This is a genomic window from Oliverpabstia intestinalis, assembly GCF_009696065.1.
GTDB classification, from domain to species: Bacteria; Bacillota; Clostridia; order Lachnospirales; family Lachnospiraceae; genus Oliverpabstia; species Oliverpabstia intestinalis.
This window is the reverse complement of the sequence record NZ_VUMS01000010.1, coordinates 98,100-118,859: the sequence shown is the minus strand read 5'-3', so window position 1 is coordinate 118,859 and position 20,760 is coordinate 98,100. Positions and strand designations below refer to the sequence as shown.

Genomic DNA, 20,760 nt, shown 5'->3' with positions numbered 1-20,760 from the left:
AAAATCCCGAGACATACAAGCCAAAATGCCATCACCGAAGGTGATTTACGCGAGCAACGAGTCAAAGTCCGTGCTTGCACGGAACCTTGAGGAGTGCCGCGATAACGATAAAAACTCGCAAAGCGTGTTTTTATCGTTTAAATGCATTTTGGCTCGTAACTGTGAAGGTACTGAACAGTTACGAATAAATTAAAATCCAGGCTAAGGAGATACAAAAAATGAAGATTATAAAGGCAAATGAAACACACATACCGGAGATTCTGGAGATTTATGTGAAGGCTAGAAAATTCATGAAAGAAAATGGCAATCCAACACAGTGGGAAGGGGGATATCCGTCCAGGGAGATCGTGGAGAAGGATATTGCAGCAGATCATTGCTATGTGTGCATAGAAAATGAGAATGTGGTTGGGGTATTTGTCTTTATCATTGGAGAGGATCCTACATATCGCGTAATCTATCAGGGTGCATGGCGCAGTGAGAAAGAATATGGAACGATTCATCGAATCGCTTCTGATGGCACTACAAAAGGATTTGCGAGAAGGTGCTTTGATTTTTGCAGAGAAAAGTGCAATTATCTGAGAATCGATACCCATGCAAATAACAAACCGATGCAGGGAGCCATCCACTCGTATGGATTCCAGGAGTGCGGAATCATCCATACAAGAGACGGAAGCGACAGGATCGCGTTTGATTATATTGAGGAAAAATGAGCGACAGGAGTGAGAAATTATTAAAACAATACTTATCCCGTTAGGAGAGATAAGTGGTAAACACAAAAGAAAAAGAGGACAGTTTTATGGAAGAGATGCGGACAAAAGAAAAGCAGATAGTATATGATCAGGCACTATACGAAAAAGCATATGAATTTGCAAAAGAGAAACATGGAACCCAGAAAAGAATCGGTGGGGCTCCGTATATCACGCACCCGGTAGCGGTAGCCGATATTCTGAAAAAAGAGGGTTATGATATCGAGTACCAGATTGTAGCTTTGTTCCACGATCTTCTGGAAGACACGGATGCTACCGAAGACGAGATCCGCTCCATCGCCGGTGAAGAAGTCCTGCAAGCGGTAAAACTGCTCACAAAAGAAAAAGGTTATGATATGCAAACTTACGTCACCCGCATCCGCCAAAACCCCATAGCCTACGCCGTAAAAGGAGCTGACCGTCTCCATAACCTGAGAACCGCTTTCTGTACCAGCAAACACTTCCGGCAAAAATACATCACCGAAACCGAAACCTGGTACCTCTCTTTCCGACCGGATATCCCGCAGGAGGTAGAAAAACTCAAGCAGACCCTCACCGACGAGAACACTGACAATAGTTTTACGCAGGTATCATCGAAAGAAGAAAATGAAAAATAACTATTAAATAAGGTGAGAAAAAGAATGGCAGAAACAATAAAAGTTTTGATTGCAAAAAGAAAGTGCAAACAAAATATATAATTATAATGATAAATTCATGAGAAAGAGTGGTTTTATAATAATTTGAGAAAATTATTATAAATAGAATCAAAGCTGATAAATCTGTGAGGAAAATAGTAGATATAGAAGAAACAGCAGCCGTGGCGGGAGGTCTGTGAGGCGCAACACTTTGTTGCATTGCATCCGGAGGAAGCTGCCAGTGGCAGGTTCTGTAGGTGGGCGTTTAGGGCAAGCTTTGAGATCCAGCACCTACGCAGACTTTCGCGAGGGTCAGCCGACCCTCGTGAATATAGTCGCAGTTAGCGGCTAGCTCAGATTTGCGTTGCCAGCGGTTGTCTGACGAGTGGAAGCCTGGGCATGGGTTCGTCCGTACGCGAAAAGATTTCGTCCGTATACCAAAAAGGTCAGATTTACAGTAAGTTAGCAATGTGCTAAAATAAAAACCAGCAAAACAAACAGAAGGGAAGATGAGAAAAATGGCTTGTACAACAATCTTAGTAGGTAAAAAAGCATCCTACGACGGATCCACAATGATCGCCCGCAACGACGACTCCGGATCCGGACATTTTACAGCGAAAAAGTTCGTGGTGGTAACACCGGAAGAACAGCCGAAAACCTATATTTCCGTTCTCTCCCATGTGAAAGTAGAACTGCCGGAACAGGCGATGCGCTATACATCCATGCCAAATGCAGAAAAAGGAGAAGGCATCTGGGCAGCAAGCGGTGTCAATGAGGCAAATGTAGCCATGACAGCCACCGAAACGATCACAACCAACCCGCGTGTACAGGGCGCCGATCCGCTGGTGGCATATCAGCCGGCAAAAGACGGTCAGGAAGAAGTACCGGGTGGTATCGGAGAGGAAGACATCGTGTGCCTGGTGCTTCCTTATATTAAGAGCGCCCGTGAGGGTGTTGCCCGACTGGGACAGCTTCTGGAAACGTATGGCACATATGAAAATAACGGAATCGCTTTCCAGGATGCTGACGAGATCTGGTGGCTGGAGACGATCGGCGGACATCACTGGATGGCAAGAAAAGTGCCGGATGATGTGTATGTCGTGATGCCAAACCAGCTTGGTATCGATACCTTTGATCTGGAAGATGCGCTGGGCGAACAGAAAGAATATATGTGCTCCCCGGACCTGAAAGAATTTATCGGGAAATACCATCTGGATCTTTCCATGGACGGCGTTCTGAATCCTCGGGATGCCTTCGGAAGCCATGACGATTCCGACCATGTATACAATACGCCGAGAGCCTGGTACATGGAACGGTATCTGAATCCGAATTCCGTAAACTGGGACGGTCCGGACGCCGATTACACATCACTGTCCGATGACATTCCGTGGTGCATGGTTCCGGAAAAGAAGATCACGCCGGAAGATGTAAAATATGTATTATCTGCACATTATCAGGGAACACCATATGATCCGTACCTGTCCTATGGAGACAAATCCATGAGCGGTGCGTACCGTTCGATCGGTATCAACCGAAATGATTTTATGTCTCTGATCCAGATGCGCCCGGAAGGAGGAGCTGCATTTGGAACGCTGGAATGGGTGGCTTACGCATCGAATGCATTTAACACGATGGTTCCGTTCTATGCGGATGTGGATGAGACACCGGAATATCTTGCCAACACGACCGGTGAAGTCTCTACCGAAAACTTCTACTGGACCAGCCGCATGATCGCAGCGATGGCAGATGCTTCTTATGGAAAATCTCTGTTCCATGTGGAGCACTATCAGGAAAATGTCTTGGCAAAAAGTCATGCACTGATCAACCAGTACGATGCACTTCTTGTTGATGAAAAAGATCCGGAAAAACAGATGGAACTGAAACGCAAAGCGAATCGGAAAGTGGCAGAAATGGTACAGAAAGAAGCTTCTGCGACATTGAAAAAAGTTCTGTATGAACTGAGTAATCAGATGAAAAACAGTTACGCCAGATCGGATGTGTAAAGATGTATAAAATTGCAGTGATCGAAGACGACACGCTGCTGGGGCAGGCATTGGTGGAGATGCTCACATCTCATGGCTATCAGGCATTTGCAGCTGAATCTGTGACAAAAGTCCGCCGGTTGCTGGAGAGACAGCCGGTGGATCTGCTTTTAATCGACCGCGGGCTTGCGGATGGAGACGGCGTGGAACTGTGCCGGCAAAGGAGCGGGCAGGAGAAATTGCCGGCTATTTTCTGACAGCGAGAGATGAAGAAGAGGATATTGTGGAGGCATTCGATGCGGGTGCGGACGATTACCTGGTAAAACCGGTGGCATTTGCGGTGCTTTTAAAACATATCGAGGCGGTGCTTCGAAGAACAGGCGGTGAGCCGAATCAGGTGTTTTATTATCAGGATTTCAGCCTGGACTATGACCGGAAAGAAGCGAGGATCCAGGGACAGCCGGTAGCGCTGACACCGAAAGAGTACGGATTCTGGAAGTACTTACGCAAAATCAGAAAAAAGTAGTAACAAAACGCATGCTTCTGGAACAGGTCTGGGATGATGGCGGGAATTTTGTGGAAGAAAATACGCTGCATGTGACGCTGAACCGCCTGAAAAAGAAGATCGAGCCGGATCCTGCACATCCTGTGTATGTGAAAAATGTGTTTGGGCTTGGCTATACGTTTGGAGAATAACATGTTTCGAAAAAGAAAAGCACAGCAGGAGATGGAAGAGATTTCCCGGATGCTGGAGCGGGTTCTGAACGGGGAATGTATCCAGCCGGGAGAAATCGGGTATGAAGATACACTTCCGGCAAAGATCCGTTATCAGATTCGCAGGATTTCTGAGAAAAATCAGGGCGTGGAAGCACGGATTACCAGAGAGCGGGATGAGACGAAAGCACTAATCGGAGAGATCGCACATCAAATGCGGAATCCTCTGGCGGGCGTGGAGAGTTACACACTGCTTTTAGAGGGCAAGATATCGGGAGAGCCGGGAAGGACATACCTGTGCGCACTGGAACAATCCGAACAGCGGCTGCATTTTCTGACAGAAAGTTTTATCAAGATGGCGCGGCTGGAACAACAGATGATCCAGATTAAAAAAACAACCGATGCTCTGGCGGATACGATATTTTCAGCGGTACTTCTGGTACAGAAAGCGGCAGAACAAAAAGCAGATAGAAGTGGAAGTAACCGGAGCGGAAGAGACAAAAGTGTGGCATGATGGGAACTGGCTTGGCGAGGCGGTCTATAATCTATTGGACAACAGCGTAAAATATGCACCGGAACACTCGAAGATCCGGGTCGTCGTGCGGCAGGATGAAATGTATACAAGAATCGTGGTATCCGACGATGGCATCGGGATTCCGGAAGGAGAAGAAAACCGGATCTTTCAGCGGTTTTACCGGGGAAGCAGAGTGACCGGAGAACCGGGATTTGGTCTGGGACTGTATATCAGCCGGGAGATCGTGACGCTCCACGGCGGATTCATGAAAGCAAAAAGAAAAGAACAGGGACTGGAAGTAGCGATTTTTCTTCCCGTGTAAGCAGTTTGTAAGTTTTGGCTGTTACAATCATAGAAAAGCAGAGAAAAAGAACAGATAACTGCGACAGGAGGAAGAAAGATGCAGATACTTGAGACAAAAGAGGTAAAAAAATATTATCAGACACCATCCGGGATCGTGCGTGCCCTGGATGGTGTCTCACTTTCTGTAACGGAAGGAACCTTCGGGGCTATCGTCGGCTCCTCGGGCAGTGGAAAAACCACACTGCTTCATATGCTGGGCGGTCTTGACGAGCCGACCGGCGGAGAAGTATGGGTGCGGGGAACCTCACTGAAGGAAATGTCAGGGGAAGAAAAGACGGTTTTTCGAAGAAGAAATATCGGATTTGTTTTTCAGAATTATAATCTTGTGTCGACACTCAGCGTCCGGGAAAATATTACGCTGCCGTTATTGCTGGACGGGATGCAGGTCGATCGGAAATTTCTGAAAGAAATTACCGAAAGCCTGAAACTGACGGAAAAACTGGATCACATGCCGCATATGTTATCCGGCGGTCAGCAGCAGAGAGTGGCGATCGCACGGGCGCTGATTACGAAACCGGCGGTGATCCTGGCAGATGAACCGACCGGAAATCTGGATTCAGTGACCGGGATGGAAGTGATCGGACTGTTAAAAATAAGCGCGGAAAGATTTTATCAGACGATTCTGGTAGTTACACATAACGAAGAGATCGCGCAGATGGCAGAACGGATCATCCGTATCGAGGATGGAAAGGTGACGGGTGATTCGGATGAAAAATAACAATCAGAAGATCCTGCGGCTTCTGGCAAAACGGGAGTATCAGGAAAATAAAAGACGAAACCGGATCCTGATCGGGACGGTAGCATTTGCTGTGTGGATGATATTTTGCGTGTTCAGTCTTGCCATCGGGAAGGTACAGGCAGATTACCTTCTGATGGTAAGAAACGGAGGAACGAAAGCCAGCACAACACTGGAGGATCCATCGGAAGAACAGTATCGGAAAATACAGGAACTGGCATATATCCGATCTGCGGGAATGGAAACGGATTTTGCTGCCACAGACGCTTTTTTGTGTACAGTGTTAGACAAGACGGCGTGGGAAAACATGCAGAAACCGGCGTATACGGATATTCATGGAGAATATCCGACGAAAGAGAATGAAATTATGCTGTCCATGCGGGCTCTGAAGCTGCTTGGGGTTAGCAAACCGAAGCTAGGGATGGTAATCCCGGTGACGATGACGAACAGTGAGGGAGAAGAACACTCCGGGGATTTCCGGTTGTCTGGATATTATACGGAATATGTAGATCCTTCGATGGGAAAAGCGTACGGCTATTTTTCAAAGACCTATCTGGATCAGCTGGATCTTTCGAAAGTGTCGAGAACGTTACTGATCGAACAGAGCGGGATTGTGGATGGTCAGACGGTGGAAGACCGGCTGTATCAGGATATTCCGATGCGGGATGACAGTCAGCAGTTTTTCGGCGGTACCGGACTGGATCTGGAGGCTGTGACCGAGATGGTCGGCGGATATGATATCGCAGCGGTGATGGCTGTCGTGATCCTACTTGCTGCGTGGCTGTTGATCTATAATGTGCTTCATATTTCCTATGGAAAAGATATCCGAAGATTCGGTCTGTTAAAAACATTGGGAACAACCGGGAAACAGATCCGAAGCATCGCGTACCGCCAGATCCGAAAAATAGCGGTTCTGGGATGCCTTTGGGGAAGTGTGGCAGGCGTTGCGGTTACCCTGACGGTGATTCCCGCATTGCTTTCGAGGATGTATCTGCATGGCCTGGGAAAAGCCTCCGCGATGATCGCGTTTCGTCCGTGGATGCTGGCAGCATCTGTCTGCTTTGGAATGTTGGTTACGTTTCTTGGAGCAGCCGGTGTTGTCCGAAAAATCGGAAAACTTTCTCCCGTGGAATCGATACAGTATATGGAAAAAGTATCTGCCGGGAGAAAAAGCCGACGACAGAGTAAAGATCCGCTGAAAGCGATGGCGTGGAGAAATCTGTTCCGTTTTCGGAAACGGTGTGTGCTGACGATCGTTTCGCTTACTCTCGGGATCTGCGTGGCACTTTCTGCCGTTGTGATCACGAAGGGGACGGATATGACCAACCAGATCGAGGCGGAGAACCACGATTTTAAGATCATGACAAATATATCCTCCGGGACGATCAGCCAGTATCCGACGGAGGAGACGTATTTTCCGGAAGATCTGATTGAAAAAATGACAGGCCTTGACGGGGTGGAAACGGTGGCGAAGGTAACGGGCGGTTATGGCAAGTTACAGCTGGATGAAAAAATCCTGGATCTTCGAAGAGAGACGCTGGAAGGGAATCAAATCCCTGAGGAGAATGCGGAAAATAGAGAAGAAACCGCTCCAAAACTTTATGAATTTGTGGCAGAACAGGTCAGTGATACCTATCTGGAAGAACTGAAAGTGTTTAATGAAGAGAAAGATCTGGGTCTGGATATTGACAGTGTGGAGGCAGGAACGGGAGCAATCATGCTCCACTATAATCTGTTCTCGAGAATCGAGGCACAAAAAGGCAGAGAGGATGTGGGAGAGACATTTTCCACTTATACGGTGCAGGGAGAAAAGACGGCGGATATGAAGTTTTGCGGCTATCTGAACTTCAAGGAAAAAGGGGCTCCGTCACTCGATACAACCTGGAACGGACCGGGGATCGTATATTTCCTGGCGGGCGAGAAGGGGATGGAGCGGATGCAGCTGCCGGTACAGACCTTTGTACTGGAGATGGACGTCAACCGATCGATGGAGCCGATGATCCGGGAATCTGTAGAAAAATCCGTGGACAGCTACAATATGTAGTTCGTGACGGGAAGCAGCCATGGAGATTATATCTCGGATTCGCGGACACTGATGCTGGTAAGCAAATCAGAACTGTTGTCCGCTGCCAGATCCTATATCGCGTCCAGTCGAATCATAATGTACGGACTCTGTCTGGTGCTGCTTTTTATGGGATCAATGAACTATTTCCATGTGATCGTAACAGGATATACGGTAAGAAAAAAAGAATTTTCCGTGATGCAAAGCATCGGCATGACAACCCGGCAGCTAAAGAACATGACGCGGATGGAAGGGATTTTCTACGGACTGATCGTCGGGGTTCTGGTACTGACGGTGGGAAGTGGCGTGCTCGGTGCGGTTGCCGTGGTGATGAAAAGCCGGGTTGGTTATTTTAAATTCGTGTACCCGTGGAGAGAACTGATCGGTGTACTGTTGATCCTCGGCGGACTCTGCGTGGCAATCCCGGAAGGGGTGTTCCGGCGGATGCGGAAGAACCGGGAAATTGAGAGGGGGTTCTGATAGAAACAGATAAGAGGGAGAAGTGTATGTAACAGATTTTGCCTTGACGAACGTGCGGAAAAACTGTTATACTTTCATCCAGAGCGGGAATGAGGTTCTCCCACGATTTTTGATCGAAACCGCCAAAAGGCTGATGACTTCTGTGCATGGCACGGGAGTATCAGCCTTTTTTGCTACAGGAACTATCAGTTATTAGTTCGGCGGTTCAACTTTGATTATGCAGGGAATGAGTCAGATTCGCGAAGCGTATTTTATCTCATTCAGGGGAGAAATAAATCAGAAGAACATGGAGGAAAGAGAAAACGAAATGAAACAGAAGAAAACAGGAATATCCGCAGAAAAACAGGAACAATGGATTCTGCAAGGGAAATACGTGATTCTTGCCGTATTAGTAGGTATCTGCGTGGGAATCGTCGACACGATTTTCGGAAGAGGGTTGCTGGCAATTTCGGATTTTCGTGAGCAATATTATCGTTATCTGCTCCCGATCCTTCCGGTGGCTGGTCTGGCAATTGTTTGGATGTATCAGCGTTTCAGCAGTCTGAGCCTGAAGGGGATGACACTGGTATTCGAAGTGGGACAGAAAAAACGGGAAGAAATACCGCTGGCACTCGTTCCGCTGGTGATGATCGGAACGTGGATCACGCATCTTTTCGGCGGCAGTGCCGGACGGGAAGGGGTGGCGGTGCAGATTGGTGCGACGCTCTCGCATGAGACGGGCAGACGGCTCCATATCAAAGAAACAAAACCGGTGATGCTGATTACCGGTATGGCAGCGGGATTTGGCGGGCTGTTCCAGACACCGCTGGCAGCAGTATTTTTTGCGATGGAAGTGGGGGTTTCCGGTTATGTGGAATATGATGCGCTGCTTCCGGCACTGATCGCGTCCTATACAGCATCCACGACATCACATCTGCTGGGACTGAAAAAATTCGCGGTGGATGTACAGGAAATCTGGAAGATTGGAAATATAAAAAATGTAGTTATTCTGGTAATTCTCGGTCTGGCGTTCGGGCTGACCGGGCGGTGTTTTTCTGTACTTTTGCAGAAGACGAAGAAACTGGCAGGAGACAAAATCAGCAATCCACTGGTACGGATCGGCTGTCTTGCGATCCCTCTTGCAATTGTATTGATGGCATTATTCAGTGCAAGATACAGTGGACTGGGAACCAACCTGATCACGGCATCCTTTACCGGCGATACCATCTACCGATACGACTGGATCCTGAAACTTTTGCTGACGATCGCAACACTCGCGATTGGATTTCAGGGTGGAGAGGTAACACCGTTATTTTCCATTGGTGCGTCATTGGGTGTGGTGCTTGGTTCTGTGTTCGGAATTTCGCCGGTCATCTGCGCGTCCCTTGGCTATGCAGCAGTATTTGGCAGTGCAACCAACACGGTAATTGCACCGATTCTGATCGGACTGGAAGTCTTTGGAAGCCAGAATGCGAGCCCTCTGGTTGTGGTCTGCCTGCTGGCATATATGGTCAATGGAAATCATTCGATCTATGGGGCACAGGTGAAGGCGCTGTGCAGTTTTGAAGAAAAATAAGAATATAACAACTAAAAGTGGTATGGTGACTGACAAACAGATGCTATACCACTTTTTTGTACTTTATTATATTTTCTTAATAATATATAGCAAGAATTCTCCTTCCTCTACAGGTGGGAGATGAATTGCAAAAAAATGAAAAAGAACACTTGTTCTATAATAAAATCCATGGTATTATAGAATCAGTTGATAAGATAATTATTCAAAAAAAGGACTGGTTTTATGGAAAATATGAATCACAATGCACATTCAGTGTATTTGATGTATTATCACTTAGTAATCCGTCAATACATCGAAATCCAGGGAGAGAAAAAGCATTGAACATAGCATACCGTTTTCGGATCTATCCAACAGAAGAACAGAAGATACTCCTTGGAAAAACATTTGGCTGCTGTCGTTTTCTGTACAACCAGATGCTTAATGATAAGATCCAGGAGTATAAAAAAACAAAGAAGATGTTAAAAAATACTCCAGCCATGTATAAAAAAGAGTATCCGTTTCTGAAAGAAATAGATTCGCTGGCTCTGGCAAATGTCCAGCTTCATCTGGAGAAAGCATATAAAAACTTTTTCCGTGACCCGAAGGTTGGATTTCCACGTTTCAAGTCAAAACATCATTCCAAAAACAGCTACACAACCAATGTGGTCAACGGAAATATTCTGGTAGAAGGTAGCCGGATCCGGCTACCAAAAGTAAAATGGATCTCCATGAAAAAACACAGGGAGCCTGCAGAAAACTGCCGCCTGAAATCAGTGACAGTCCGTATGGAGCCATCCGGAAAGTATTTTGCAAGTCTGCTGTATGAAGGATACAGCTGCGAAAACCAAGCAGCAGATAAGGATTACAGTAATGCCAAAATACTGGGGATTGATTATGCGATGCAGGGGATGGCAGTGTTTTCGGAGGAGATCGAAACAGAAGAAGCAGGATTTTTCAGAAAAAATGAAAAAAGACTGGCAAGGGAGCAGCGAAAACTGTCGAGATATGTAAAAGGAAGCCACAATTATGTGCGGCAGAAAAAGAAAGTCGCCAAGTGTCATGAAAAAATACGCAATCAGAGAAGAGATCATCTGCATAAACTGAGCCGCAGGATCACAGACCGGTATGATATAGTTGCGGTGGAAGATATTGATATGAAAGCGATGGGCCAGTGCCTGCATTTTGGGAAAAGTGTACAGGATAATGGATACGGGATGTTCCGGGATATGCTGGATTATAAGCTTGCCTGGAAAGGAAAAGAATTAGTAAAGGTAGACCGTTTTTTCCCTTCAAGCAAAAAATGCAGTAAATGCGGAAAGATAAAAAAAGAACTGAAATTATCTGAAAGAGTATACCGCTGTACGTGTGGGAATGAAATGGACCGAGATCGAAATGCAGCAATCAACATCCGTGAAGAGGCAAGAAGGATGCTGTCGGCATAAACTGTCCGTATCCGGACAATAAGAAAGAAAATACGCCCGTGTCCGGGCAAAAAAATCGCGGGGCACGCGAGGATAGCTTGTAGATACTTGGCTCAGTAGAGCCATTGAGCAAGAAGCCCCCACTTCAAAATCTATGATTTAAGTGGTGGGAGCATGTCACCATAACTACTGATAAGTAAAATATATGAAAAAATAATATAAAATATATTTTAAAACATTGCAAAATATACTTATTATATTAAAATAAGAATACGAAAACAGAAAATGACAGCAAAACATAGATGGAGAGAAAATCATGAGCAAAAAATTAATCGTATTTATAGACAGCGGAGACACTTTGGTAAATGAAGGAACCGAGTACAGAAACGAAGGTTCACCGATCGTGCAAAGCTGCGAATTGATCGACGGTGCAAAAGAGATGCTTCTTACTCTGAAAGAAAGAGGGTATACGATTGAACTGGTAGCGGATGGATATACACAGTCTTTTGATAATTCTTACGGTCAGCATGGATTGAAAAATATTTTCGATGCGAGAACGATCTCAGAGGAAGTAGGAGAAAAAAAACCGTCACAGGCGATGTTTGAGACGGCGATGAAACTGCTGCATCTGACGGACGAAGATAAAAAGCGTATTATTATGGTAGGGAATAATCTGGAGAGAGATATTGTGGGTGCCAACCGTTTTGGAATTACTTCGGTATTTATCAAGTGGAGTCCGCGGTATCCGATGGAGCCGAAAAATGAGGAAGAAGTGCCGGATTATATTATCCACAAACCACTGGAACTGCTGGATCTGGTGGAAAAACTGGAAGCGGAATTAGAAAAAACGGAGGGTACTCATGGCGAAGAAGCAGTTTCTATACGAAAATGTATATAATGATCTGAAACAGAAGATAGAGTGTGGTGATCTGAAACCGGGTGATAAACTTGCGGTGGAGGAGGATATGATTGCACATTACGGAGTGAGCGCGATCACAGTAAAAAAAGCACTGAATCTTCTGGCAGAAGAACACAGGATTCGCAGGATCAGAGGAAAAGGCAGTTTTGTCATGGAATACCCGGAAGTTGGCAGGATTGAGGTGGAAGAAAAAGCGGTATTACCGGAAAAATCAGAGATTACTCAGACAGGGGAACCTGTTCTCGGAGTGATTTTTGAACATATCAGTTCCAGCTATGGTCTGCAGATCATGTATGAACTGGAGCAGCTGGTCAGAAAGGCGGGATACCATCTGTACCCATGTTTTTCCTACGGAAACCAGGAACTGGAGACACAGGCAATCCGCTATCTGCGCGGTATCGGTGCGAAGGGAATGTTTGTAATGCCATGCCATGGCTCGTATTATAATACCGAGATTCTTCGACTGGTGATTGACGGATATCCCACTGTACTTATTGATAAAAAATTAGATGGAATTTCACTGGATTCAGTACGGACGGACAATGTGCAGAGCATGTCGCGGCTGGTTCGGTATTTTGCGGAAACCGGGAAGAAAAAAATAGGATTTATCACAGTGGAAGAAACCGGAACATCTTCACTTGGAGAACGCAATGAAGGATTTTATCAGGGCATCTCCGAATATGGTATGACTCCGGTCGGAAAGTGTAGTCTCCCGTATATTACCTATGATAATCCGGTGGAAGCCCGCGGAGAGATCTATCGAAAACAGATTGCAGAGTATATTGAGAGATACAGCAAGGAACTCGAAGGTATCGTATGTGGTGAGTATAGTGTTGCCATGGAGATAGAGGCTGTTCTGGAAGCAAAAGCGTTAAAGGGCAGAATAGAAGTGTGCTGCATGGATGAAAACCACATCGGATCCGGGCAGTACAAACTGACACATATCCGCCAGGACGAGCAGAAGATTGCGCAGTGTGCGATGGAGCGTATGTTGGATAAACTGAATGGAAATACCGGAGAGGAAAAAGACTATCTGATTCCGGGGATCTTTATGGAGAAGATCATTTCTGAAAAAGAATAAAAGTGTGAAAAGACAGACTAGAGCCGGATATCCGACCTGGTCTGTCTTTCTATAAAAAATGACATTTTGTAAGAATCAGCTTACTGGCAGAAGAAAGATACGATTATTTTATTACAGTAAAGTTGAAAATAATATGTATTAAAATTAAGTATAATAAATAAAAAATAAAGTATATTGAAATGTTTGAAAAAAGCATATAAAAATATGATATAGTATAATAAAAGAAATACGAGAACAAAAAATTATAAGGAGGAATCGCATGTTTGGTTTTTCATGTGCGGAATGGACAATTCCCAATGTTTTGATTAGAATCGTAGTTTCCATGATACTTGGATGTGTGATCGGTCTCGACAGAGGATTGAAAAAACGTGGAGCAGGAACAAAGACGAATACGATCGTATGTCTGGGAGCAACGCTGGTTATGTTGACGGCGCAGTATATGGAGGTATATTTTCCGGGGAAATCGGATCTTTCGCGTATGGCATCGCAGGTGATCAGCGGGGTAGGATTTCTTGGAGTAGGAACCATCATTGTGTCCGGGCATCAGGTGAGGGGACTGACAACTGCGGCAAGTTTATGGGCATGTGCATGCGTTGGTCTTGCAGTGGGGATCGGGTTTCTGGATGGTGGGGTTATCATTACGGTGTGTGTACTGATTTCCCTTCACGTGCTTCCACGTCTGGAAAAATATTTTTTTCGACGCAGTAAATATTTATCCGTCTATGTGGAACTGGAAACCAATGGAAGCATTTCTGAATTTTTGGAAAAACTTCAGGAGAATCAGATACAGGTAGATACTATGGATGTAATAAAGGGGAAAACGAAGAAAACACCATGCGCTCTGCTGTTGACTTTGCGGTTACCTACTGCATACAAAAGTACATATGTGGAACAATTGGAAGAGATTCCGGGTGTTAACAGCGTAGACATTATCTGATAATGTACTGGTATTGTAAGAGTAAGAACATGGGGCAGCTACGGACAAGAATGAAATGAGGTTTTAACGATATTACAGACAGTAGTATTGATTTCTCACAGCACAGAGTGGTATGGGTGTAGATGAGGCACTGGACAGTGCACAGGAAACTGTAGAATTTACCATGAGTTCGAATTAAACAGTAACAGCTAACAATAGTCTTTTCATGCTTTATCATCCTTAAAAAATATGTAGAAAACAGAACAGGACAGATGTCAGCACTTGCATTTGCCCGGTTCTTTAGATATGTTTTACAGAAGTTTAGATTCTTTTTATTTTCACCCCGCAAAATTTATGTTAGTATATAATCATCTGCGAAAATCGGCGTTGACACCGGATGATCTTGGTGTTGGCGCCGTATGTTTTATGGTGGTTTATCATGAAAACAGCGAAGCAAAAGAAAGGAAAGAAGAACATGCTTCAAATCCAACACATTCGAAAAGAATATAAAACAGGAAAACTGGTTCAGAAAGCCCTGGATGATGTCAGTCTGAATCTGAGGGATAATGAATTTGTTGCGATTCTCGGGCCCAGTGGTTCAGGAAAGACCACACTGTTAAATATTATCGGCGGGCTGGATCGTTACGGCAGCGGGGATCTGATCATCAACGGGATTTCCACGAAAAAATACAAAGACCGGGACTGGGATTCCTACCGAAATCATACGATCGGATTTGTCTTCCAGAGTTATAATCTGATTCCGCATCAGACACTGCTCGCCAATGTTGAGCTGGCGCTGACCATCTCCGGCGTGGGAAAAGCGGAGCGAAGAAGAAGAGCGAAAGAAGCCCTGGAAAAAGTAGGTCTGGGAGAACAGATTGAAAAACGACCGGGCCAGCTGTCGGGCGGACAGATGCAGCGAGTGGCAATCGCCAGAGCATTGGTCAATGATCCGGAGATTCTGCTTGCGGATGAGCCGACCGGAGCACTGGACAGTAATACCAGTGTACAGGTTATGGATCTGCTGCGGGAGGTGGCGAAAGACCGCCTGGTTGTGATGGTTACCCATAACCCGGAACTGGCGGAACTTTATGCCACAAGAATCGTCAATCTGCGGGATGGAAAGATCCGTTCGGATACAAATCCCTATGAGGTGGATGAGGAAGCACTGTCCCCGCCGGAACATAAAAATATGGGAAAATCTTCGATGTCATTTCCGACAGCTCTGGCACTGAGTTTTAATAACTTAAAGACCAAAAAGGCCAGAACCCTTCTGACTTCCTTTGCCGGATCGATCGGTATCATCGGTATCGCGCTGATCCTGGCACTGTCAAATGGTGTCAATGCTTATATCCAGTCGGTGGAAGAAGAAACGTTATCGGAATATCCACTGGAGATCCAGAGTACCGGGTTTGACCTGACTTCCATGATGACGATGAACATGGGGACAGATGATAAAGACGCGGAGAAAGAAGACGACGATCAGGTCAATGTCGTGCAGATGATCACAAATATGTTCTCCACGATGGACTCCAATGACCTGAAATCGCTGAAAAAATATCTGGATGATCATGAAAAGAAAGTCAGCAAATACGCAAAATCCGTGGAATACAGTTACAGCGCAACACCGCAGATCTTTCGACTGGACAAAGATAGAGATAAGATTCGTCAGGTTAATCCGGACAAATCCTTTGCTTCTCTGGGGCTTGGTTCTTCGTCGAGTGCAAATAGTATGATGTCCTCGATGATGAGCACAGATGTGTTTTATGAGATGCCGAGAGAGGATAATCTGTATAAAAACCAGTATGATGTAAAAGCAGGTCGCTGGCCGGAAAGTTATGACGAATGTGTGGTAGTTATGACTGCGGACGGAAGTATCAGCGATTTTCTCTTGTACACACTGGGACTCAGAGATGCTATGGAACTTGACGATATGATTGAACAGTTTATGAAGGATGAAGATGTGGATACTCCGGATAATATCGGCACATACCGTTATGAGGATATTCTGGGAACCACCTTTAAACTGGTCAATGCTTCGGATTATTACAGCTATGACAGTGAATACAAGGTCTGGAAAGACAAATCGGATAATAATAAATATATGAAAAAACTGGTGAAAAACGGGGAAGACCTGAAAGTGGTCGGTATCGTGCAACCATCGGAGGATGTCAACGGAGCCCTGCTTCGAACCGGTATCTATTATCCGGCAGAGCTGACTGATCATGTGATCGAGGAAGCGAAAAACAGTAAAATCGTAAAAGATCAGATGAAAAATGAAGATATTGATGTCTTTACCAATGAAGAATTTGGTAAAGAATCGGATAATGATTTTGATATGGGATCCCTCTTTAAGATCGATGAGGACAAATTGCAAAATGCATTTAAATTTGATGAAAATGTCATGGCAAATGCAATGGCAGGAAGCTCGGATCTCTCAGATGCATTTTCCGTCGATCCGAATACACTGGATCTTTCGGGCATGCTGGATCTGAGTGCCATTAATATTTCGCTTCCGGAAGCACCGGATCTGTCGCTCGGTAATCTGATGAGTGGAATCAAGATCCAGGCATCCAGTGAAGATGTGAGCAAACTTACTACGACTTTGTTAACTGGTTATCGTGACTATGCAAAAGAACACCCGGAAGCAGATTATTCAGGTCTGGGAGAGAACTTTATCGGTTATCTGAATACAGAAAAAGCACAGGAAATTCTGAAAAATAATATCAAAGACATCATCGAAGCGAGCGGTTCTGTCGAAGTATCAAAAGAAGAACTGCAGCAGCTGATCAAAGATATCATGACCGGATTTCAGAAGTATGCCCAGGAAAAGGGCTATACGGATATGACGAAGCTGGATGAATACCTGACGGAATATCTCCAGACAGAAGAATGCCAGCAGATCCTGACTGCCTGGGCAGAGAAAAATATTCATATTAACGGAAATGTCAATATCACAAAAGAACAGCTGGAAAAACTTTCGAAGGAGCTGCTGGAAGGATATGAAGCCTATGTACAGGAAAACGGTTACCCGGATCCGGCGAAAATGGGTGAGTACTTTATGGATTATCTGGGAACAGACAGCGCGAAGCAGGAACTTTCTGCAGGGCTTATGAAGATGATCGACACGAAGGGTGTGGAAGAACAGATATCCACGGCAATCGGAACCTATATGCAGAGTGCATTTTCTTCTTATGGAAATACTCTGTCACAGGCACTGGGAACGCAGATTTCGAAAGCGATGGGGCAGATAATGACACAGATCGCCGGAGGGATGGAACAAGTCATGACTCAGACGATGCGTCAGCTGGGAGAGAATCTGCAGAATGCATTTTCTATTGATGCGGATGCATTTACCGGGGCATTTGATATAAGCATGGATGGAGAAGAACTGACCGAACTGATGATGTCCATGGGAAATAGCGGAAGTACAACGTATGATTCGAACCTGCAGAAACTCGGGTATGCAGATAAGGCAGAACCGAGTGGTATCTCAATCTATCCGAAAAACTTCGAGAGCAAGGAACAGATCGTGCATCTGCTGGATGATTATAACAGTAAGATGGAAAGAGAAGGAAAAGACGAGCAGGTGATCAGCTACACAGATATGGTCGGAACGCTGATGTCCTCGGTGACGGATATTGTTGATATTATCAGTTATGTGCTGATTGCGTTTGTGGCGATCTCACTGGTGGTTTCTTCGATCATGATCGGAGTGATTACTTATATCAGTGTGCTGGAACGCCGGAAAGAAATCGGTATCCTGCGGGCAATAGGAGCATCTAAAGGAAATATTTCCCAGGTGTTCAATGCGGAAACCTGTATCATCGGTCTGTGTGCAGGTCTGATAGGTATCGGTCTGACACTGTTACTTCTGATCCCGGGCAATGCCCTGATTCACAAACTGGCAGATACCACTGCTGTCAGTGCATCCCTGCCGGTGATTCCGGCACTTATCCTGATCGTGCTGAGCGTATTTCTTACGTTTATCGGTGGACTGATCCCGTCGAAGAAAGCGGCAAAGAGTGATCCGGTGACGGCACTGAGAAATGACTAAGTGGATTGATGAAAACCTGAGTGTAATCAGTCAGTTCAATAGAGCCGGTATTTCTTATCAAAATATAAGAATACTGGCTCTTTTTAGATTTCATTCCGCCCCATAAGATGTTATAATGTATCTCATGAAAAATCAGATTATATGTCACAGAAAAAGGAGAAATATAAATGGAATACAAAACACTTGGAAAAACCGGATTAAAGGTTTCCCGCATGGGATTTGGCGGGATTCCGATTCAGAAGATCGATGAAGAGGGAACAAGAAAGCTGTTGCAGGATATGGTAAAGCGGGGAATCAATTATATCGACTCTGCACGGGGCTACACTGTCAGTGAACAGTATATCGGCTACGGTCTGGAAGGAATCCGGGATCAGTTCGTGCTGGCGACAAAATCCATGGCGAGAACAAAAGAAGCGATGGCATCAGATATCGAGACGAGTCTTCGGAATTTCCGCACAGGCTATATTGATCTGTATCAGGTACATAATCCGAGCATGGAACAGCTGGATCAGGTGATCGGAGAAGGTGGGGCACTGGAAGCACTGCTGGAGGCGAAAAACGCTGGAAAGATCGGACATATCGGAATCACGGCGCATTCCACGGAAGTTTTTGAGCGTGCGCTGACCCTGGACTGGGTGGAGACGATTATGTTTCCTTATAATATTGTGGAACAGCAGGGGGCTGAACTGATTCGTCGGTGTGGAGAGAAAAACATCGGATTTATTGATATGAAACCACTGGCAGGAGGTGCCATCGAAGACGGAACTCTGGCACTCCGTTATGTATGTTCCAACCCGGATGTGACGATAACTATTCCTGGTATGGCAGAGATTCGGGAACTGGAAGAGAATCAGAAAGCCTGTGAGAATCAGGAACCGCTGACGAAGGAAGAAGAGGAAAAGATTCAGGCAGTCCGTGACCAGCTGGGAACGGATTTTTGTCGTCGTTGTAATTACTGTGCACCTTGCAGCGTAGGAATCCAGATTCCAAGTGTTTTCTTGTTTGCCGGTTATCTGCAACGTTATGATCTGGAGCAGTGGGCCAGAGATCGATACAGTACCTTAAAAGTAAAAGCTTCTGCCTGCATCGGCTGTGGCAAATGCGAACCACGCTGTCCATACCACCTGCCGATCCGGGAAAAACTGAAGATCTGTGCAGCTGATTTTGGGGAATAGAGAGAGAATCAGATTACGGTGAAGGAGAAAAATTATGACACGACGGGAAAGAGAAGTAACTGATATCAATGATATATTACAGATCATCAACGAAACAAAGATCCTGCATCTGGGTTTGTCTGATGAGGGATGGCCTTATGTGGTGCCGATGAATTATGGATATGAATATGTGGACGGAAAGCTGACATTTTATCTCCATGGCGCCACCAAAGGGTACAAATTTGATGTTCTGGAGAAGAATCCAAAAGTCTCATTTGCTTTGGAGACAGATATGATTCCGTTTGAGGGAAAGGTAGCCTGCCAGTACGGGATGGCATACCGGAGCGTGATGGGACGCGGATATGGAACCCTGGTGGCGGATGTGGAAGAAAAGGAAAAAGCACTGTCCCTGTTGATGAAACAGCAGACGGGAAAGGACTTTACCTTTGATGAGAAACTGGTATCAATTGTGAATGTAATCCGTATTGATGTGAAAGAATTTACTGCAAAGGAGAGAAAACTTCCGGCAGCGATGCAGCAGGATTCCTGAAAATAATTGAATTATTGCAGGTTACAGAGAAAGATTCATTGTTACCGGGAACGGAGTGAACAGTAACACTTAATCCAAAGCACTGGTATATTATGCAGAATAGATATGGAATTCGAGTTGAAATTATGATAAACTAAACTGTAATGTTTTGTCAGTTTTTGTAGTTGTATCTATTACGGTTATGATTTGATAAAACAATCGATCTAAAAGGTCGCAGACACAGCTGTGATGGAGTAGCGGCAGTGTCAGAAAAACAGATGAGGAGTGAAGACATGATAGCACTGATTGATTACGATGCGGGAAATATGAAAAGCGTGGAAAAAGCTCTGCAGCTGATAGGAGAGGATGTGCTGGTGACCAGAGATCCGAAAGAGATTCTGGCTGCGGATAAAGTGGTGTTACCGGGTGTGGGTAGTTTTGGAGATGCGATGGAAAATCTGCACCATTTCGGGTTGGTACCCGTGATTCACCAGGTAGTTCAGGAGCAGACTCCGTTTTTGGGAATCTGTCTGGGACTGCAGCTTCTGTTTGAAAAAAGTGAGGAGAGTCCGGGCGTGGAGGGCCTTGGCATCTTAAAGGGAGAGATTCTTCGGATTCCTGCGGCAGAAGGGCTAAAGATCCCTCATATGGGCTGGAATAATATCCGATTTCCGAATAAAGGACGGTTGTTTGCGGGAGTTCCGGAAGATGCATATGTGTATTTTGTACATTCCTATTATCTGAAAGCACAGGATGAAAAAATTGTGACTGCGACAACCGAATATGGTACCCATATCCATGCTTCTGTGGAAAGCGGCAATCTGTTTGCCTGCCAGTTCCATCCGGAGAAAAGTTCCCATGTGGGCTTGCAGATTTTGAAAAATTTTGCAAAACTGGAAGGAAAAGGAGGACGATAA

The 20,760-nt window shown here is 45.3% G+C and carries 20 protein-coding genes and 1 riboswitch; all 20 genes read left to right on the top strand.

What is annotated here, in order from left to right; all coding sequences use genetic code 11:
- Nucleotides 1–218 precede the first annotated feature (218 nt).
- Nucleotides 219–710, top strand: a complete 492-nt coding sequence (locus tag FYJ57_RS07030) for a GNAT family N-acetyltransferase (protein WP_154432144.1) — start codon at nt 219–221, stop codon at nt 708–710.
- A gap of 53 nt (nt 711–763) precedes the next feature.
- Nucleotides 764–1,363: an HD domain-containing protein gene (locus FYJ57_RS07025; protein WP_154432143.1), complete on the top strand. Its 600-nt coding sequence runs from the start codon at nt 764–766 to the stop codon at nt 1,361–1,363.
- Between the two features lie 536 nt (nt 1,364–1,899).
- Nucleotides 1,900–3,384: a C69 family dipeptidase gene (locus FYJ57_RS07020; RefSeq protein ID WP_154432142.1), complete on the top strand. Its 1,485-nt coding sequence runs from the start codon at nt 1,900–1,902 to the stop codon at nt 3,382–3,384.
- A 2-nt stretch (nt 3,385–3,386) separates the two neighbouring features.
- Nucleotides 3,387–3,620, top strand: coding sequence for a response regulator transcription factor (locus FYJ57_RS15385; RefSeq protein WP_235904475.1), 234 nt, complete (start codon nt 3,387–3,389; stop codon nt 3,618–3,620).
- On the top strand, nt 3,575–3,889 hold the full coding sequence (locus FYJ57_RS15380; protein ID WP_235904472.1) for a response regulator transcription factor: 315 nt from the start codon (nt 3,575–3,577) through the stop codon (nt 3,887–3,889). The genes FYJ57_RS15385 and FYJ57_RS15380 overlap by 46 nt, the downstream gene beginning before the upstream one ends.
- Before the next feature lie 11 nt (nt 3,890–3,900).
- Nucleotides 3,901–4,059, top strand: a complete 159-nt coding sequence (locus FYJ57_RS15375) for a winged helix-turn-helix domain-containing protein (RefSeq protein WP_022171431.1) — start codon at nt 3,901–3,903, stop codon at nt 4,057–4,059.
- Nucleotide 4,060: 1 nt separating this feature from the next.
- Nucleotides 4,061–4,591: a histidine kinase dimerization/phospho-acceptor domain-containing protein gene (locus FYJ57_RS07010; protein ID WP_205839934.1), complete on the top strand. Its 531-nt coding sequence runs from the start codon at nt 4,061–4,063 to the stop codon at nt 4,589–4,591.
- Nucleotides 4,551–4,913, top strand: coding sequence for a sensor histidine kinase (locus tag FYJ57_RS07005; RefSeq protein ID WP_205839933.1), 363 nt, complete (start codon nt 4,551–4,553; stop codon nt 4,911–4,913). The genes FYJ57_RS07010 and FYJ57_RS07005 overlap by 41 nt, the downstream gene beginning before the upstream one ends.
- A gap of 78 nt (nt 4,914–4,991) precedes the next feature.
- Nucleotides 4,992–5,672: an ABC transporter ATP-binding protein gene (locus FYJ57_RS07000; protein ID WP_154432139.1), complete on the top strand. Its 681-nt coding sequence runs from the start codon at nt 4,992–4,994 to the stop codon at nt 5,670–5,672.
- On the top strand, nt 5,662–7,734 hold the full coding sequence (locus FYJ57_RS06995; protein ID WP_154432138.1) for an ABC transporter permease: 2,073 nt from the start codon (nt 5,662–5,664) through the stop codon (nt 7,732–7,734). The genes FYJ57_RS07000 and FYJ57_RS06995 overlap by 11 nt, the downstream gene beginning before the upstream one ends.
- 51 nt (nt 7,735–7,785) lie before the next feature.
- Nucleotides 7,786–8,232, top strand: coding sequence for an FtsX-like permease family protein (locus FYJ57_RS06990; RefSeq protein WP_328597443.1), 447 nt, complete (start codon nt 7,786–7,788; stop codon nt 8,230–8,232).
- 76 nt (nt 8,233–8,308) lie between these two features.
- Nucleotides 8,309–8,382, top strand: a riboswitch (Fluoride riboswitch).
- A 157-nt stretch (nt 8,383–8,539) separates the two neighbouring features.
- Entirely contained in the window at nt 8,540–9,787 is a 1,248-nt protein-coding gene (locus FYJ57_RS06985) for a chloride channel protein (RefSeq protein WP_154432136.1), read from the top strand.
- Nucleotides 9,788–10,104: 317 nt separating this feature from the next.
- The gene (locus tag FYJ57_RS06980) at nt 10,105–11,208 is read left to right on the top strand and encodes an RNA-guided endonuclease TnpB family protein (RefSeq protein WP_154432135.1); all 1,104 of its coding nucleotides are present in this window, start codon (nt 10,105–10,107) and stop codon (nt 11,206–11,208) included.
- A 295-nt stretch (nt 11,209–11,503) separates the two neighbouring features.
- Nucleotides 11,504–12,085 carry an HAD family hydrolase gene (locus FYJ57_RS06975; protein ID WP_154432134.1) on the top strand — a complete coding sequence of 194 codons (582 nt, stop codon included), beginning with the start codon at nt 11,504–11,506 and terminating at the stop codon, nt 12,083–12,085.
- Nucleotides 12,048–13,187 carry a GntR family transcriptional regulator gene (locus FYJ57_RS06970; RefSeq protein ID WP_154432133.1) on the top strand — a complete coding sequence of 380 codons (1,140 nt, stop codon included), beginning with the start codon at nt 12,048–12,050 and terminating at the stop codon, nt 13,185–13,187. The genes FYJ57_RS06975 and FYJ57_RS06970 overlap by 38 nt, the downstream gene beginning before the upstream one ends.
- Nucleotides 13,188–13,446: 259 nt before the next feature.
- Nucleotides 13,447–14,124: an MgtC/SapB family protein gene (locus FYJ57_RS06965; protein WP_022171723.1), complete on the top strand. Its 678-nt coding sequence runs from the start codon at nt 13,447–13,449 to the stop codon at nt 14,122–14,124.
- A gap of 454 nt (nt 14,125–14,578) precedes the next feature.
- Nucleotides 14,579–18,160 (top strand): ABC transporter ATP-binding protein/permease, encoded by a 3,582-nt coding sequence (locus FYJ57_RS06960; RefSeq protein ID WP_154432132.1) that lies wholly within the window; start codon nt 14,579–14,581, stop codon nt 18,158–18,160.
- 167 nt (nt 18,161–18,327) lie between these two features.
- Nucleotides 18,328–19,335, top strand: coding sequence for an aldo/keto reductase (locus tag FYJ57_RS06955; RefSeq protein WP_154432131.1), 1,008 nt, complete (start codon nt 18,328–18,330; stop codon nt 19,333–19,335).
- A 34-nt stretch (nt 19,336–19,369) separates the two neighbouring features.
- A complete protein-coding gene (locus tag FYJ57_RS06950) occupies nt 19,370–19,864 on the top strand; it encodes a pyridoxamine 5'-phosphate oxidase family protein (RefSeq protein ID WP_106492579.1) in 495 nt (164 codons plus the stop codon).
- 272 nt (nt 19,865–20,136) lie between these two features.
- Entirely contained in the window at nt 20,137–20,760 is a 624-nt protein-coding gene (gene hisH / locus FYJ57_RS06945; protein WP_022171727.1) for an imidazole glycerol phosphate synthase subunit HisH, read from the top strand.